12 protein-coding genes are annotated in these 16,658 nt (G+C 72.4%); 9 read left to right on the forward strand and 3 right to left on the reverse strand.

The window, feature by feature from the left end; genetic code table 11:
- Positions 1–19: 19 nt before the first annotated feature.
- A complete protein-coding gene (locus tag ACIQM4_RS20090) occupies positions 20–1,279 on the reverse strand; it encodes an ROK family protein (protein ID WP_401593109.1) in 1,260 nt (419 codons plus the stop codon).
- Between the two features lie 359 nt (positions 1,280–1,638).
- On the opposite strand from ACIQM4_RS20090, the gene ACIQM4_RS20095 reads away from it, so the two are divergent.
- The 4 genes from ACIQM4_RS20095 to ACIQM4_RS20110 all read left to right on the forward strand — a co-directional run bounded on the left by ACIQM4_RS20095 (position 1,639) and on the right by ACIQM4_RS20110 (position 7,105).
- Positions 1,639–3,000, forward strand: a complete 1,362-nt coding sequence (locus tag ACIQM4_RS20095; protein WP_401593111.1) for an ABC transporter substrate-binding protein — start codon at positions 1,639–1,641, stop codon at positions 2,998–3,000.
- Between the two features lie 6 nt (positions 3,001–3,006).
- On the forward strand, positions 3,007–3,978 hold the full coding sequence (locus ACIQM4_RS20100) for a carbohydrate ABC transporter permease (RefSeq protein WP_401593113.1): 972 nt from the start codon (positions 3,007–3,009) through the stop codon (positions 3,976–3,978).
- 141 nt (positions 3,979–4,119) lie between these two features.
- Entirely contained in the window at positions 4,120–5,058 is a 939-nt protein-coding gene (locus ACIQM4_RS20105; protein WP_401593115.1) for a carbohydrate ABC transporter permease, read from the forward strand.
- A 19-nt stretch (positions 5,059–5,077) separates the two neighbouring features.
- Entirely contained in the window at positions 5,078–7,105 is a 2,028-nt protein-coding gene (locus tag ACIQM4_RS20110; RefSeq protein WP_401593117.1) for a DUF5107 domain-containing protein, read from the forward strand.
- Between the two features lie 20 nt (positions 7,106–7,125).
- Here ACIQM4_RS20110 and ACIQM4_RS20115 read toward each other — a convergent pair whose 3' ends face one another.
- Complete coding sequence (locus ACIQM4_RS20115; RefSeq protein WP_401593119.1) at positions 7,126–8,262, reverse strand: aminotransferase class V-fold PLP-dependent enzyme; 1,137 nt, start codon at positions 8,260–8,262, stop codon at positions 7,126–7,128.
- A 303-nt stretch (positions 8,263–8,565) separates the two neighbouring features.
- Here ACIQM4_RS20115 and ACIQM4_RS20120 point away from each other — a divergent pair, with 303 nt between their 5' ends.
- Together ACIQM4_RS20120 and ACIQM4_RS20125 are read left to right on the forward strand one after the other, a co-directional pair.
- Positions 8,566–9,618, forward strand: coding sequence for an FAD-dependent oxidoreductase (locus tag ACIQM4_RS20120; protein ID WP_401593121.1), 1,053 nt, complete (start codon positions 8,566–8,568; stop codon positions 9,616–9,618).
- Positions 9,619–9,777: 159 nt separating this feature from the next.
- Positions 9,778–10,221 (forward strand): nuclear transport factor 2 family protein, encoded by a 444-nt coding sequence (locus tag ACIQM4_RS20125; RefSeq protein WP_401593123.1) that lies wholly within the window; start codon positions 9,778–9,780, stop codon positions 10,219–10,221.
- Between the two features lie 48 nt (positions 10,222–10,269).
- Here the strand turns inward: ACIQM4_RS20125 and ACIQM4_RS20130 are convergent, their stop codons facing one another.
- Positions 10,270–12,066: a choice-of-anchor A family protein gene (locus ACIQM4_RS20130; RefSeq protein ID WP_401593125.1), complete on the reverse strand. Its 1,797-nt coding sequence runs from the start codon at positions 12,064–12,066 to the stop codon at positions 10,270–10,272.
- 190 nt (positions 12,067–12,256) lie between these two features.
- On the opposite strand from ACIQM4_RS20130, the gene ACIQM4_RS20135 reads away from it, so the two are divergent.
- The 3 genes from ACIQM4_RS20135 to ACIQM4_RS20145 all read left to right on the forward strand — a co-directional run bounded on the left by ACIQM4_RS20135 (position 12,257) and on the right by ACIQM4_RS20145 (position 16,584).
- Positions 12,257–13,600: a glycoside hydrolase family 27 protein gene (locus ACIQM4_RS20135; RefSeq protein WP_401593127.1), complete on the forward strand. Its 1,344-nt coding sequence runs from the start codon at positions 12,257–12,259 to the stop codon at positions 13,598–13,600.
- Positions 13,601–13,709: 109 nt separating this feature from the next.
- Complete coding sequence (locus ACIQM4_RS20140; RefSeq protein WP_401593129.1) at positions 13,710–15,479, forward strand: hypothetical protein; 1,770 nt, start codon at positions 13,710–13,712, stop codon at positions 15,477–15,479.
- A 58-nt stretch (positions 15,480–15,537) separates the two neighbouring features.
- Entirely contained in the window at positions 15,538–16,584 is a 1,047-nt protein-coding gene (locus tag ACIQM4_RS20145) for a GNAT family N-acetyltransferase (protein WP_401593131.1), read from the forward strand.
- Positions 16,585–16,658 lie beyond the last annotated feature (74 nt).

A 16,658-nucleotide genomic window follows, 5' to 3' on the forward strand; every position in this document is an offset into this window, starting at 1 on the left:
TGGTCTGGACCACGCATGGTCAAGAGGCCCGTCCCCCTGGGTCCTGGAACACCGCCTCCAGTGCGAACAGCGCCCCGCCGCGCAGGGCCGAGGTGAAGCCGTGCACCGCGAGGCCCACCGTGCTTCCGCCGGCCCCCGGGTAGAGGACCCGCTCGTCGACCGTGTGCTGCACGGGCTCCAGCAGGAACTCGCCCAGGTAGGCGAAGTAGCCGCCCAGTACCACGGTCTGCGGGCTGAGCACGTCGACCAGCAGGGCCACGCCCCGCCCGAGGTCGGCAGCCGTCCGCTCCAGCGCTTCCAGCGTCCTGGCGTCGCCCTGCCTGGCCCGGCGGCGGATCTCGGCCAGCCGCTGCTCGCGGTCGGTTCGCGGATCGTGGACGGGGTCGTCCGGATCGGCGGCGCGGGACAGCAGGACGCCCAGGCCGACCATCGTCTCCCAGCAGCCGCGCCGGCCGCACGCGCAGGCCACCGGTTCGGGGTTCATCGGCATGTGGCCGATCTCGCCCGCGTTGCCGTTGTGGCCCAGCAGCTCCAGACCGTCGGCCATGATGCCGCCGCCGATGCCGATGTCCCCGGTGATGTACAGCAGGTTCCGCACACCGGTGTGGGAGATCGCCAGGTACTCCGCGATGCCGCCGAGCCGGGCGTCGTTGCCTATGCCGAGCGGCGGGGCCTGCCCGCCGAGCCGGGCCCGCAGTCCGGTGGTGATGCCGACGTCGTGCCAGCCGAGGTTGGCGGAGACCAGGGAGCTCCCGGTGGCCGCGTCCGTGCTGCCGGGCATCGCCACGGTGATGCCGACGGCCCGGACGTTCCGGGAGGCAAGCGCCGCCAGCACCTCCCGCAGGAGGGCGGCGACGGCGTCTAGGGCACCCTCCGCGCCGAGTCCGAGCACGTCGACGGGGACCCGCCGTTCAAACAGGTCGCGGCCCCGCAGGTCGATGGCGATCACGCTCACGTGGTCCGCGTCGATCTCCACGCCGACGCCGCAGACGCCCCGCCCGTCCAGCTCGACCGACTGCCGGGGCCGTCCGACGCTCCGCGCGTCCCGTTCGAAGTCGCCCTCGCGGACCAGTCCGAGTTCGGCCAGCTCGGCGATAAAACTGGAGATGGTCGCCTTGGGCAGACCGGTCTCCTGGGCGAGCACGGTCCGCGAACGCGCGCCCTGGTCGCGGAGGTACCGCAGGATCATGCCGAGGTTGTTGCGCCGGATCGAGGCGCGGTCGGCGGGGTCCCGGCCGTCCCCGGCGGTCGCGCCGAAGCTTCGGGTGCGCTGGTTCAACGGGCCTCCATCGGTGGTGTGTACGGGACGGCAACAGTCAACCTTGTTGTGCGTTCCGGTGGTTGAGGTGCACGTGGTCGATCGGCGCCTGGCCGACGGGGTATTGACTTGGCCGGACTTAGTTAGAACACTAGCCGAACCAATTCGGCCGGGGCCCTACCGGAATCGGCCCACACCCTGGGACCCGGCCCCCCGCGACCGACCCGGTCCACGACCTGACCCGGGTCGCGACCTGATCCGAGCCGGCCCCGGCGTCCGGACCCGGCCCATGACCGGACCAGTACCGGGACCGGCCCCGGCCCATGACCCGACAGAGTCGCAGCCACGCCCCCTCCTCGGACAAGGCGGTACCGAGCACCATGCTTTCGTACAGAAACTCCCCGCGCCGCGCGGCGGCAGCCGCAGTCGCCGCGGCCCTCGCCGTCGGCTCCCTCGCCGCCTGCGGCAACAGCACCCCGGGCGGATCCGGCGGCTCCGGAGACGGCAGGTCACTGACCTACTGGTCGATGTGGAAGCAGGGCGAGGACCAGCAGAAGGTCCTGCAGAGGTCGATCGACGAGTTCACCGCGAAGACCGGCGTCAAGGTCGACGTCCAGTGGGCGGGCCGCCAGGTCCTGCAGCAGGTCATGCCGCGGCTGAACTCCGGCAAGGCCCCGGACCTGGTCGACCAGGACAGCGGGAAGCTCACCGCCCAGTTCGCCCCGACCGACGCCGCACTCGGACTCCGGGACGTCTACGACGCCACTCCCACCGGCGAGACGCGGAAGATCTCCGAGCTCGTACCCGGGAAGCTGGTCGCCGACCACCGGACCAGGGACGGCCAGCCGCTCGTCGTCCCGTACGAACTTCTCGGCGTCTCGCTCTGGTTCAACGAGGTACGCGACCCCGGGCTGACCGCGAAGCGGCCCGGCTCCTGGGACGAATTCACCGCGAAGCTGGACGAGTTGAAGGCGAAGGGGCGCGCCCCGCTCGCCGTCGAGGGCGATCAGGCGGGCTACCAGGCGTACTGGTACATCTACAGCCTCACCCGGCACGGCGGCGCCGGGCTGCTGAACAAGGCCGGCCAGGACAAGACCGGTGCCACCTTCGACGACCCTGCCTTCCTGGCCGCCGCCAAGGACATCGAGAAGCTCATCAAGGGCGCCTACTTCCCCAAGGGCTTCACCGGCACCAAGTACCCCGCGCAGCAGAACGCCTGGGCCGACGGCTCCAACAGGTCCGACTTCCTGCTGATGGGCACCTGGGGCCCCGGCGAGACCGGCAGCGCCGTCACGAAGGCGGGCAAGGACCTGGCCAGGACGGTCAAGTTCCGTTCCATGCCCTTCCCGGCGGTCGACGGCGGCAAGGGCAACAAGGCGGTCCAGGTCGACACGATCGGCTTCGCGATCCCCAAGAAGGCCAGGAACGCCGACGCCGCGAAGAAGTTCATCAAGTTCTTCCTGGCCAAGGACCAGATCTCGGGCATCAGCACCGTCTCGAAGAACCTGACGCCCCGCACCGACGTCACACCCCCCGCGGATCTCGCCGACTTCGCCGAGGAGTACGCGGCCTCCGACGCCACGTTCACCGACAGCGACGGTCTCGGGCTCGACGCCCCGAAGTGGGTCACCTCGGTGTGGTCACCGCTGGTCACGGACTTCTTCAACGGCAAGTACGACGCCGCCGGCTTCGTCAAGGCGGTCAAGGAAAAGTCCGTCACCTACTACAAGAGCGTCGGGTAAGTACGCATGGCAACGACGATCGAGGAGCGCCGGCCGGCCGGCCGGAGCCGGCAAGCCACCGGCCGCGGGTCCCCGCAGGCCGCTCCGACCAAGGAATCCCGCAAGAAGCGGGTCTACTGGTCCTTCCTCACCCCGGCCCTGGTCTTCTACACGCTGGTGAGCGTCGTCCCGGCGCTGGCCGGCGTCTACGCGAGCTTCACCGAGTGGCGCGGCGCCGGCGACGCGATGAATTTCACCGGGCTGGCCAACTACGAACGGCTGCTGCGCGACACGGAGTTCCACACGGCCTTCTTCAACACCCTGAAGGTGGTGGTGTACTGCGGGGTCGCGATCTTCGTGCTCGCCTTCGCGCTCACCATGCTGATCCGGGAGATGCGCGGCCGCAAGACGCTGCGCTCGCTGCTCTTCTTCCCGTACATCGTCTCCGCGATCGTCGTCGGCATCGCCCTGAGCATGCTGCTCTCGCCGGACGGGGCGCTGAACTCGGCGCTGCGGGGGATCGGGCTGGACGTGCTGACGACCGAGTGGCTGAACCCGAGCTTCCTCTTCAAGACCGTCATGGTCGCCATCGTCTGGGTCACCACCGGCTTCTACCTGCTGCTGCTGATGGCGGGCGTGGACCGCATCCCGCCGTACTTCTACGAGGACAGCAAGCTCGCCGGGGCCAACGCCCTCCAGACGTTCTGGCATGTGACACTGCCGATGACCTGGGACGTCGTCTCGGTCGCCGCGGTGCTGTGGGTGATCAACTCGGTCCGTATCTTCGAGTTCATCTACGCGTTCGTGGGCACCGCGTCCAACCCGCCGATCGACGCCCGCACCCTCACCGTCGAACAGTTCCTGACGACGACGGGAGGCACCAACCCCGCCTACGAGCTGGGCTACGGCTGCGCGATGGGCGTCGTCATGGTCGTCCTCATCGGCGTCCTGGTGGTCCTCACCCGCCGGGTCATGCGCCGCGACGCCATCGAGTTCTGAGCCGGGCTGCGAGCCCGGCCGGCCCCGCAGCCCGGCCGGCCCCGCTCCCGATCCACCGGACAGGCCCCGAATCCCGCCTCCGCAGCAGTCCGCGCTCCCCAGCAGTCCGCGCTCCGCAGCAGCCCACGAAAGCGAACTCCCATGGCTGACACCCTCGTCGAACCGGCCACGACCGAGCCGCAGGCGCCGGGCAGGACACCCCGCGCTCCCCGGACCAGGAAGGCCGGGACAGGCGGCGGCCCCTTCCAACTGATCGGCCGCCCCCTGGTCTGGATCTGGGCCGTCTTCAACGTGGCCCTGCTGGTCTGGATCGCCCTCCAGTCCTTCCGCAACGGCTCGGAGAGCTTCAGCGACCCCTTCGGCCTGCCAAGGTCGTACCGGGCCGACAACTACCGATCGGCCCTCGGCGTGGGCCAGTTGGGCACCAGTTTCCTGAACACCGTATTGATCGCGGGCTCGGCGTCCGTCGTGGTCATCGCGCTCGCCGCCCTCGCGGCATATGTGCTCAGCCGCACGAAGACCCGCTCGGCCTCCCCACTGACCAGCTACTTCGCGCTCGGCATGGGTATCCCCGTACAGGCCGTCGTCGTGCCGATGTTCGTCTTCATGCAGCAGATCAGCACCTGGATGTACGACACCTTCGGCTTCTGGGACGACCGGATCAGCCTCTTCCTGGTGTACGTGGCGACCTCGTTGCCGTTCGCGGTGTTCCTGCTGACCGCGTTCTTCCGGTCGCTGCCCGCCGAACTGGAGGAGGCCGCCGAACTCGACGGCTGCTCGCCGCTGCGCGTATTCGGCTCGGTGATGCTGCCGCTGGCCAGACCCGGCATCATCACCGCGTTCATCCTCACCATGATGAGCCTGTGGAACGAGACGCTGCTCGCGCTGACCTTCATCACCGAGAACGCCCAGTACACGCTGCCCCAGGCGCTGCTCGGCCTCTACGGGACGATGCAGTACACCTCGGACTGGGGCGGGCTGTTCGCCGGCGTCGTCATCATCGTGACCCCCATCATCCTGCTGTACGTGTTCCTCGGCCGCCGGATCGTCGAGGGCATGACCCTCGGCGCCGGCAAGTGACAGTGAAGAGGCAGAGACCGTGAGTCGTCCCCCTGGCGGCCGAGCCCCCGTGAGCCGGGTCCAGGTCAGTTCCCTGACGCTGGACGCCGCCGTGCCGGGGCCCGACAACCCGCTGCCCCCGGTGCACACCAACGCCGCCCCCCGCGTCAACGTGGGCGACGCGGACCAGGAGATGGTCACCAACATGGCGTACGGCCACCTCCCGACCGTGCTGCCCTACCTCCTCCAGGACGGGTACGGCCGTGACCGCCGTCCGACCGCGCTGCGCACCGCGGTCGTCGAGAACGACGTCCTGCGCGCCGAGTTCCTCCTGGAGCTCGGCGGCCGGCTCTGGTCACTGGTGCACAAGCCCACCGGGCGCGAACTCCTGTACCGCAACGCGGTGTTGCAGCCGGGCAACCTCGCGCTGCGCAACGCCTGGTTCGCCGGCGGCGTCGAGTGGAACATCGGCGCCCGCGGCCACTCGCCGCTGACCTGCGAACCGCTGCACGCGGCCAGGGTGGTCCGCCCGGACGGGACGCCGGTACTGCGGATGTACGAGTACGAGCGGATGCGCCGACTGGTCTTCCAGATCGACGCCTGCCTGCCGCAGGGCTCGGCGGCCCTCATGGTGCACATACGGATCCTCAACCCGAACGACGAGGAGGTGCCGGTCTACTGGTGGTCCAACATCGCCGTCCCCCAGGCGGACGACGTCCGGGTGCTCGCCCCGGCCGACCGCGCCTGGTACTACGCCTACGACCGGACCGTGCGGAACGTGTCCGTGCCCGTCCACCGGGGCGCCGACCGCAGCTACGCCACCCGCGCCGAGTCGGCCGCCGACTACTTCTACGAGATCCCCGAGGGCGAACGGCACTGGATCGCGGCCCTCGACGGCTCCGGACGCGGCCTGGCGCAGACCTCCACCGGCCGGCTGCGCGGACGCAAACTCTTCGTGTGGGGCACCGGGCCGGGCAGCGCCCACTGGCAGGACTGGCTCTCCCCGGCGGGCGGCAGGTACCTGGAGATCCAGGCCGGGCTGGCCCGCACCCAGCTCGAACACCTGCCGATGCCCGCGAAGGCCTCGTGGTCCTGGGTGGAGGCGTACGGGCTGCTGGACGCGGGCCCCGAGGCCGCCGACGTGCACGGTGCGCACTGGGCGAGGGCGCGGGCCGCCGCCGCTGCAGGGCTCGAACGCACCGTCAGCCGCGCCCAGTTGGAGGCCGAACTCGCAGGCGCCCCGGCCTGGGCCGACGCCGAACCGGTCGAGACACTGCACCGCGGCTCCGGCTGGGGCGCGCTGGAACGGCGGCTGCGCTCGGCGCGCGGCGACGACTCCCTGGTGCTGCCGGGACTGCCGTTCGCCGACGACACGGTCGGTCCCCGCGAAACAGCGTGGGCGACCCTGCTGGACACGGGCCGGATGCCGGACCTGGACCCGGCCGAGCCGCCGCTCTCGTACCAGGTCCACCCCCGGTGGCTCGACCTGCTGCGGACCGCGGACGACTGGCTGGGCCTGCTGCACCTCGGGGTCGCGCTGCTCCACGCGGGCGCACCGGACGAGGCCCGCGCCGCCTGGGAGCGTTCGCTCGCGTGCAGGCCCTCCGCCTGGGCGCTGCGCAACCTCGCGGCGCTCGACCTGGACGCGGGCGCGTCCGACCCGGCGGTCGGGCGTTACCGCGACGCGGTCGCACTCGCCCCGCGCTCGCTGCCGCTCGCCGTGGACGCGGTCCGGGGCACGGTGCGGGCGGGCCGGCCGCGGGCCGCGCTCGACCTCGTCGACACACTGCCCGCCGGACACCGCGCGGCGGGCCGGATCAGACTCGCGGAGTGCGAAGCGGCCCTGGCGGTGGGTGAGTTGCAGCGGGTCGGCCGACTGCTCGACGAAGGCGTCGTGGTGCCCGACCTGCTGGAGGGCGAGACCTCGCTCGACACGATCTGGTCCGCGTACCACGTGGCGCGGATCGCGAAGGAGGAAGGGATCACCGAGGACGACGCGCTCCGGGCCCGGGTGGCGCGGGAGCACCCGGTGCCGGTGGCCTACGACTTCCGCATGAACGTGAGGTGACCCCGCCCGTGTCGCTGCGCTCAGCGTCCGTCCAGCAGGGGTTCCAGGGCCGAGGCCAGACGCTCGTACTCCTCGGGGGTGTTGTAGATCTGCCCGCAGATGCGGATGCCGCCGCCGCCTGACCAGGGCCAGATCAGTACCCGGAAGCCCAGCCGGTCCGCGATCTCCTCGCGCAGGGCCGCGGCCTCCGCCCGGGTGCGGGCGAAACCGGGCGGCAGGCGCAGCGAGCGCATCGGCAGCCGCTCGTCGGACGGCAGCGCGCGCACGCCCGGCAGCCGGGCGAGGAGCGCCGCGCCGTGCGCCGCCAGCGCGCTGTTGTACTCCCGTACGCGTGAGGAGCCGAGCTCGGCGAGCAGGTCGAGACCTTCGGGGGCGGCCAGCCAGCCGGTGTAGTCGACGGTCGCCCGGTACTCGACCGACCGCGGGAAGCCGCGCTCGTCCTCCCAGGACGGAACGGGTGCGGATATCTGCTTCCGGTAGGCGGTGGCCACCGTGAGCAGCGCGCTGCCGGGCGGTGCGTAGCCCCACTTGTGCAGGTTGCCGACCCAGAAGTCGGGCTCCCCGGCGAGGGGGTCGCCGAGCGCGCCGGGGGCGTGTGCGCCGTCGACGACGCTGACCACGCCCCGCTCCCGCAGGTCGGCCAGGAGGGCAGGGGTGGCGATCGTACGGGCGGTGGGGGAGCTGATCTGGTCGAGCAGGGCGACCTTGGTGCGCGGCGTGAGGCCGGCGAGTACCGCCGCACGGACCGCCTCCTCGTCCGGCAGCTCGGGGTCGAGGGCGACGGGAACGACGCGGGCCCGCCGGGCCGCCGCCGCGGTGACCGTGCCGTAGCCGTGGTCGGTCACCAGGACCTCGTCGTCGGGCGCCAGGCGCAGCGCGTCCAGGGCGAGGTTCGCGCCCTCGGTGGCGTTGGCGACGAGCGCCGCGCCCTCGGGATCGGTGCCCAGGTGGGCGGCGATACGGGTCCTCGCCGCCGCGACGCGGTCGGGCACGCCGAGGAAGAAGGCGTCCGGATCGCCGGCCGCCTCCTCCGCGAGCCGCCGCCGGACATCGGCGACCGGCACCGGCACGGCACCGAAGGACCCGTGGTTGAGGTGCGCCACCCGGGCGTCCAGCCGGAACAGTCCGGCGCCGCCGGGGAACGAGTCGATGATCATGCGGTCGACCCTAGGGCCTCTCGTTTGGATCATGCTGGGCTCGCGTGCCCCGGCACCGCGCCTCGCGGCGCTGTCGTCACTCACCATGGCTCCGCCATGGTTCCCTCCTCCGCCTTGCGATCCACGGCACCGGACCCTGATCCAAACGAAAGACCCTAGCTCGGCCGCGTACCGGGCGGAACGGAAGGTGCTTGCGCGGCGCCCCCGCAGCCGGGATACTACAGGTGTAGTACCTCCTGGGTGCTGCGGAGTACACGTGGTGCTGCGACGGTCGGCGCCGCCGGACCGGAGCTGGAGGACGTCATGGCGGGATCAGCGGTGGTCGTGGGGGCGGGGGTCGGGGGGCTCGCGACGGCAATAGGTCTGCGCCGGGCCGGGTGGACGGTGAGCGTCCTGGAGCGCCGCACCGCGCTGGAGCGTTACGGCACCGCCTTCGGCATCCACCCCACCGCCCAGTCGGCGCTCGAACGCCTGGGCGTGGGCGAGGTGTTGCGGACCCGCGCGGTCCCCTACCGGGGCGCCCGGATCCGCACACCGGAGGGGCGGGTGCTGGCGAGCCTGCCGCTGGAACGCATCGAGCGGAAGGCAGGCCGACCCGAACTCCTGGTCTCCCGCCCGTACTTGATCGACGCACTCGTCACCGAACTGGACACCTTCGGGGACGTGCCGCTCAAACTCGGTGGGAACGCCGACGACCTGACCGCCCTGTCCACCGGGCACGATCTCGTGGTCGGCGCCGACGGAATCCGAAGTGCCGTGCGCGGCGCGGCATTCGGCACCCGCAGCGCCCCGCGTGACACCGGGACGGTGGCCTGGATCGGCATCGCCGACTTCGAGAGCGGGAGCTACGGCGAGACCTGGGGCAAGGGCCGCTTCTTCGGCATGACCCCCGTCGAGCCGGGCCGCACCAACTGGTACGCCACCGTCCCGGCCGCCACCACGGCCGAGGAACTGCGCCCGTACTTCGAGGGCTGGCACGACCCGATCCCGCGCATCCTCCACCAGACCGACCCGGCCACCTGGATCCGCTACGAGATGCGCCATCTGCACCCGGCGCTCCCGTCCTTCGTCTCCCTCACCGGCTCCGCACCGACCGCCCTGGTGGGAGACGCGGCGCACGCGATGACGCCCAACCTGGGCCAGGGAGCCTGCACTGCCCTCCTCGACGCGGAAGCACTGACCCGGGCCGTCACCGCACACGGCCCCGACGCCCTGCCCGCAGCCCTGCGCGCATACGACCGCGAACGTCGGCGCAGCGCCCAACGCGTGGCCCTCGGCTCCCGGACCCTGCACCGCTTCATGTCCACCGAACGCACGGGAGTGCGCGACGCGCTGGTCGGGCGACTGCCGGGGTGAGGGGCGCGTGCGGCACTCGCGCGCGGCAGCGGGGGTTGTCCTCGGGGAAGTCGCCCGGACACACTGGCCGCTCCAGCGTGCTGGAGATCAAGGTCCGCGCCGCCCGGCGGGGCCAGGAGCGTGCTGCGAGAGCGACAAGAAGTGACAAGAGGAGAAGACATGGCTGCTGCCCAGCGGTTCCGTGACGCGGTCGAGAAGGCTGAACTCGCCGCGCTGGAGGACCTTTTCACGGAGGACATACGGCTCTACAGCCCGGTGAAGTTCGTCCCGTTCGAGGGGCGGGCCATGGTGCTGGGGCTGTTCGGGGTGCTGTTGCGCACCTTCGAGGACTTCCGGTACGTCGGTGCCTTCGACGGCACCTCGCAGACCAGCTTCGACGGCGGTGAGGCGCCGTCGGAGATCCTGCTCTTCCGGGCGACGGTGGACGGCAAGGAGATCCACGGCATCGACCTGCTGCACTTCGACGACGCGGGTCTGATCAAGGAGATCACCGTGATGGTCCGGCCCCAGTCCGCCGTCCAGGTGCTCGGCCAGGCGGTGCTCAGGGGCCTGGCGGCCGACGGCCTCGTGCCGGCGCCCACGCCCGCGCCCGCCGAGGGCTAGCGTGCCCTATGGGGCGGAGGCTGGGGCGCGGCTCGCGAGGCGGTGTGGTTACTTCTTCGGCTTGGGGGTCGGCTCCGGCTCGTTGGTCAGTCGTACGACGACGGCGTTGCCGGCGTTCGCGCGGGTCACCTCGTACGGCCCGGTGACCGGGTCGGACGGCAGCCGGTAGCCCTCGGGGGCGTCGGTCTCCCGCACGTAGTACGAGCCGAGCGCCAGCCCGTCGAACTCGCAGCGGCCCTGCTCGTCGGTGGCGCAGCCCGCGCCCACCTGGCTGTCGCGGTCCGCGCCCGAGGTCTGGAGGCCGGGCCTGCGGCCGTTCTCCCGCCACAGTTCCACGACCGCGCGCGCCAGGCCCCTGCCGGTGCGGGCGTCGACCTTGCGCACCTGGAGCCGTCCGGTGACCGCGGGTGCCACCGTCTTCTTGTTGCGCGCGACGGTGGTGACGACCTTCGTGTCGGTCAGGGCGTACGGCCCGAAGACCGCGGGGGCCGGCAGGTCGTAACCGGCCGGGGCGCCGGTCTCCTGCCAGTAGTACGAGTTGCCGGTCGGTGCCTTCGTCCGGCACACGCCCTCGGCGTCCGTGGTGCACGGCGCGCCGGTGCGCAGGTCGGGGTCCGCCCCGGCGGTCTGGAGTCCCGGCACGCCGTTGGACTCGCGCCACAGCTGGAAGACCGCGCCCGCCAGCGGTGCGCCGGTCGAGTCGTCCTGCTTGAGGACCTTGAGCTCACCCTCGCGCAGCGGAGCCGTGCCGCAGCCCGGCAGATCGCCGTTGAAGGGGTACGCGTGGAACTCCTGGCCGCCGCCGCCCGACGCGGAGCTCTCGTGGGTGAGCGAACCGGTGGTGAAGAAGCGCCCGTTGACGCCCGGCAGTGAGACCGTCGTCTGCGAGCCCTGGTTGCCGATGAGGACGCTGCCCTGGAACTGGCCGGTGCCCTTGAGGTCGACCGCGGTGGCGTCGGGGAAGTTCCACAGCAGCTTGTCGCGCAGGCCGTTCAGCGGGTCCGTCGAGTCGTCGATGCCGCCGCTGTAGGTGTTGAGGGTGCGGTTCGCGCCGCGGACATTGACCAGGACGGTGGCCCCGGCCGGGATGTTCCGGAAGACCAGGCCCTGCTGGCCGCCGCCGGCCGCCGTCAGGTCGAAGTCGACGTTGAAGACCTGGAGCGACGAGGTGTTGTCGCCCGTGAAGACGGTCTGGCCGCCCTGGTTGACCGAGGTGCCGGTGGGCGGGCGGACGCCTGTGTCCCCGTCGGCGTAGCACCGGCTGGCGTCGCTCAGCTCCTGACGCAGCCCGGTGTACGGGTCGCTCGCCGCGGGGTCGGCCGTCCTGGTACCGACGACCGTGCCGGTGAGCGGGCCTGCGTGCCGGACCACACCGTCCTCCGCGAGGAGCCGCTGGCCAGGCGCGACGGTGACGGAGCCGCCGGTGGTGAGGTAGTCGGAGCCGACGGGCGGCGGCACACGGGAGCCGACGCCCGCGACCCCCACGTTGTAGATCTGGCTGCCGGTGGCCGACTTGTTCATGTCGAACGAGCCGAGCACGACGACCCTGCCCTCCGCCTCGGCGGCCTTGCCGCGCACCCGGAAGTCACCGCCCGCGAAGACGTTGACGGCGTTGTCGTAACCGGCGATCGCACCGTTGCTGACGGACGGGAACGGGTCGGGGCAGCTGCCGGGCACACACGGGCCCAGCCCGCCCGGCAGGGGGTCCGCCCGTACCGCCTGGGGTGCGGCCGAAGCCGCGGGGGCCGCCGCGCCGAGGGGAATGAGCACGGCGCCCGCGGCCAGCCAGGTCACCCCCGCCGCTCTGAGTCCGCTGCCGCCGAAACCGCCGAGAGCCGCACGCACCTTGAGTCACCACTCCTCGTCCTCGTTCCGTTCCTCCTTGGAACGTCGCCGTCCGTAACGTGCTGACGTTCCGTCAGTCCGGCGAGCGGGGCGGGACCGGGCGAGTAGCGGAATCACCCGAACGGCCCCATTTCCGGCCCTGGCGCCTTCGGTTCCGTTTGGCCGCGCGCGCGTTCGTCAAAGGACAGTCATGCCTACTTCACGTACCGACGGGCTCGCACGCACCCAAGGCCTCGCACGCGCCGACGGCTCGGCACGCACCCACGGGTTCGCACGCGCGCAGCGACGCGTACGCACGCGCCGGTCCGTGCGTACGCGTCGGCCGGTCCTCGCCGCGCTCTGTGCGCTGGCCGCCCTCGCCGCCGCGCAGTTCACCACCGCCCCCTCGGCTGCGGCGCTCGACAACGGGCAGGCCCGCACCCCCGCGATGGGCTGGAACAGCTGGAACGCCTTCCGCTGCGACATCGACGAGCAGAAGATCAGGGCGGCGGCCGACGCGCTCGTCGGCACGGGTCTGCGGGAGGCCGGCTACCGCTACGTCAACATCGACGACTGCTGGCAGGCGCCCACCCGGGACGCCGAAGGACGGCTGCGCGCCGACCCGGCACGGTTTCCCGGCGGCATCGCCGCCCTCGCCGACTACGTCCACGACAAGGGGCTCAAGCTGGGGCTCTACGCCACGCCCGGCCGCCGCACCTGCGCCAACATCTGGCACGACTACCCGGGCAGCCTCGGCAGCCTGGGTCACGAGTACCAGGACGCCGAGACCTTCGCCGGCTGGGGCGTGGACTACCTGAAGTACGACTGGTGCTACGCGGGGAAGGACGGGGTACGGGCCGAGCCCGGCTTCACCACCATGCGCGACGCGCTCGCCGCGACCGGCCGCCCGATGCTCTTCAGCATCCACCACGAGCCGCAGCTCCCGGTCTGGGACTGGCGGCCGCAGGTCGCCAACTCCTGGCGCGTGGCCGCCGACATCCGCGACAACTGGCAGAGCATGATCGGCATCGTCCGGATCAACCAGCCCCTCGCCGCCCACGCGGGCCCGGGTGCCTGGAACGACCCCGACATGCTGGAGGTGGGCAACGGCGGCATGACGGACGCCGAGTACCGCACCCACTTCGGCCTCTGGGCGCAGATGGCGGCGCCGCTCCTGATCAGCACCGATCTCACCGCCGCGACCCCGCGCACCCTGCGGCTGCTGGCGAACCGGGACGTCATCGCCGTCGACCAGGACCCGCTGGGCCGGCAGGGCACCGTCGTGTCCCGCGAGGACGGCCTGGTCGTCATGACGAAGCCCCTCGTCGGCGGGGCGCGGTCGGTGACCCTCACCAACGAGACCGACGCCACCGCCACCGTCTCCACCACCACCGCGGCGGCAGGCCTCAAGCGCCACGACAGCTACGCGGTCAAGAACCTGTGGACCGGCCGGGAGTCCTTCACCGCAGGCACGCTGCGCGCCGAGGTGCCCGCGCACGACACCGTGATGTACCGGGTGGCTCCCGACCCGACGGGAGCAGCCGCGGACCGGTGACGGCCGGGCGCCCGAGGCAGCGCTGCGCCGTCTGCGCCAAACGGCGGCCACGCCGAGAAAGTACCGCCGCCTCACCGTCCTGAAGTGCCCGATACCATAGCTTTCCGGTGTGATTGGAATTTATCCGGCGCTCCTGGAGCGTCCCGACTCCCCTCCGCCGACGGGCGCTTCCGCCGCGCCGCCCGCCCCCGCCGCCCGACGACCGCGCCCCTGGCACGTCGAGGCGGCCGCCGTCGCGCTGGGCACCGCGGCCACCGCCGTGCAGGCCGCGCGGCTCGGGCACTGGCTGGTCGACGACGCCGCGATCACCTTCGCGTACGCGCGCAGCATCGACGAGGGTCACGGTCCGGTCCAGCAGAGCGGCGCCGAAGCGGTCGAGGGGTACTCCAACCCCTCCTGGCTGGTCCTGCTCGTCATTGGCCGCCGGCTCGGCCTGTTCGACAGCGGTACGACCGTGGCGGGCATCGCCGACCTGGTGTGGTTCCCCAAGCTCCTGGCGCTGCTCTGCGTGGCCGCGATCCTCGTCGCGGTGACCGCGACCGCCCGCGCCGCCTTCCCCGGCCGGCCTCTCGCGGTCCCGGCGGTGACCCTCGTCGCGGGAGCGGCGATGGCGGGCAACTTCTCGTGGGTGGTGTGGCTGTTCTCCGGTCTGGAGAACCCCCTGTACGCGCTGGCGGTGTCCTGGCTCACCGCCGTGGCGGCCCGTGCTGCCGCCCGGGGCACCCTGCTCGCCGACCGCACCGCGACGGCCACCGGGCTGCTCGCCCTGCTGGCGGCGTTGACCCGTCCGGACGGTGCGGCGTACGTACTGGCGTACCCGGTGGTGCTGCTGCTGTTCGTCCGCCGTGCGCAGCTGGACCGCGCCGCCCGCCAGGCGCTCAGGTCGCTCGCCGTGTTCGCCGTGCCGTACGGCGCCTTCCTGCTCTGGCGGCGGGTGACCTTCGGGCGCTGGCTGCCGAACACTGCGGTGGCGAAGTCGCAGGGCGCCCCCGCGCTCGGCGAACTCGCCCGCACCGGGGAACTGCTGACGTACGCGGGCTGGTTGCTGGTACTGGTCCTGGCCGGGTGCGTGGGCCTGGCGCTGAGCCGTCCCGGCCGGGCCCGCAGGACGCTGGCGGCCGTCCTGGTGCCCCTCGCACTCGGGCTCGGTGTCTACGGTGCGCTCGCCCCCGACTGGATGGCGTTGTACCGCTTCGCCTCCCCGGTGTGGTCGGTGGGCGCGCTGGCCGCCGGGCTCGCCCTGGTCGCTGCCCGGCCCGCGGTCCCGGCCAGGGGGCGGCCCGTGCTGGTCACGGCGACGGTCGCGGCCCTCGCGCTCTCCTTCGCGGGGCGCCAGCCGCAGGACACCCACTTCGTCACGCATCCGACCGTCCCGATGTGCCACATCGCCCAGCGCTACGGACAGACGTTCAACAGCTACGCCGACCAACTGGGCCTGCGGAACGCCACGGTGGCGCTGCCCGATCTCGGCGGCACTCTCCTCACCAGCCGGCTCACCGTGCTGGACCTGGCCGGGCTCACCGACCGCACCGTCGCCGACGGCCACGCGGCGCGGGACGGCGCGCGCATCCGCGACCACGTACTGCGTGAGGTGCGCCCCGAGTTCGTGCACGTCCAGGGCGCGTGGGCCCGCAGGACAGGTCTCAGCGGCGAGGTACTGGCCGGCCACGGCTACGTGCTGCTGGCCATGAAGGGCGACGGCGGCGACTGGTTGCGCATGGACGCGGTGCGCGACCCGAGCCGCGTCGACGCCGTCCGCGCCTGGGCACAGAGCAACGCGGACCGCCTCGAACGGCGGAGGTTCGACGCGGGCACGGCGGGCTGCGGGGACACGCTGCTGCCGGGACGCGCGGCGCCGGGGCGGCCGGGCGGCGCGTGACCCGGGCGACCGTGCAAGATCGAATCACCGAACGGTACGAAGTGAGAGGACGGCAGACATGCAGGGACAGGACGCCACGGAGAGCCTGACCGACCGGCCCCTGACCAGGGACGAGGTGTCCGCCTGGCTGGAGCTCCACGAGGCGGTCGAAGCCGTCGACCAGGTGGGCACCCACCTCGACGCGGAAGACCTCGCCGAATTGCTGGACGACCCGAAGCTGGACCTGGCCCGGGACAGCGTCGGCTGGTGGGACGGGCCCCGGATGGTCGCGTACGCGCTGCTGCACACCCCGCACGGCGCGGTGGACGCGGCCCGCTTCGAGGCAGAGGCAGCGGTGCACCCCGGGTGGCGGCGGCGCGGCGTCGGCTCCCGGCTCGTCGCCTGGCTGGAAACCCGTGCACGTGCGCTCCACGCGGCGGACCCGGAGCTGTCCGCCCTCCCCGGTGAGCTGCTGCTCGACGGCAAGGCGGGCGACGAGGGGCTGCTGCGGCTGACCGAGAAGTGCGGCTACACGCCGGCCCGCTGGTGGTTCCTCATGAAGCAGCCCCTCGCGGGCGAGCGCCCCGCACCGCGCGCCGCACCCGAGGGCAGCCGCCTCGTGCCGTACGGGACGCAGTACGAGGAGGCCACCCGGCTCGCGCACAACGACGCCTTCCGCGACCACTGGAACTTCACCCGGCTCGACAGGTCCGACTGGCACACCTGGATCACCCGGTCCGGCTGGGCCCGACCGGACATGTCCCGGCTGCTGGTGGCGGGCGACGAGGTGGTCGCGTACCTGCTCGCCGAGGAGAGCGAGGCGGAGACGGCCGCGACGGGCCGCCGGGACTGCCACATCGCCTACCTCGGGACCCGGCGCGACTGGCGGGGCAGGGGAGCGGCCCCGGCACTGCTGGCCGAGCTGCTGGGCGCCGCCCGCGACGCCGGGTACGACACGGCGTCGCTGACCGTGGACACCGTCAACCCGAGCGGCGCGCTGGGATTCTACGAACAGACCGGGTTCGTGGTGGAACGCGAGACGGTGACGTACGCGCGTCCGCTGGACGGGGTGAACCCCGTGGACGGGGGAGGGGCGGGGGCCGGGGGCGGGCCGCGGCCGGTCTGAGTCCGTCCCCTCCGGGAGGGAGAGGCACGACGGTCGTCGCCGGGTAGTGGCGCCCGGGGCGGGGCGCTGTTCGC

Source organism: Streptomyces sp. NPDC091272, assembly GCF_044757485.1.
In the GTDB taxonomy this organism is placed as follows: Bacteria; Actinomycetota; Actinomycetes; order Streptomycetales; family Streptomycetaceae; genus Streptomyces.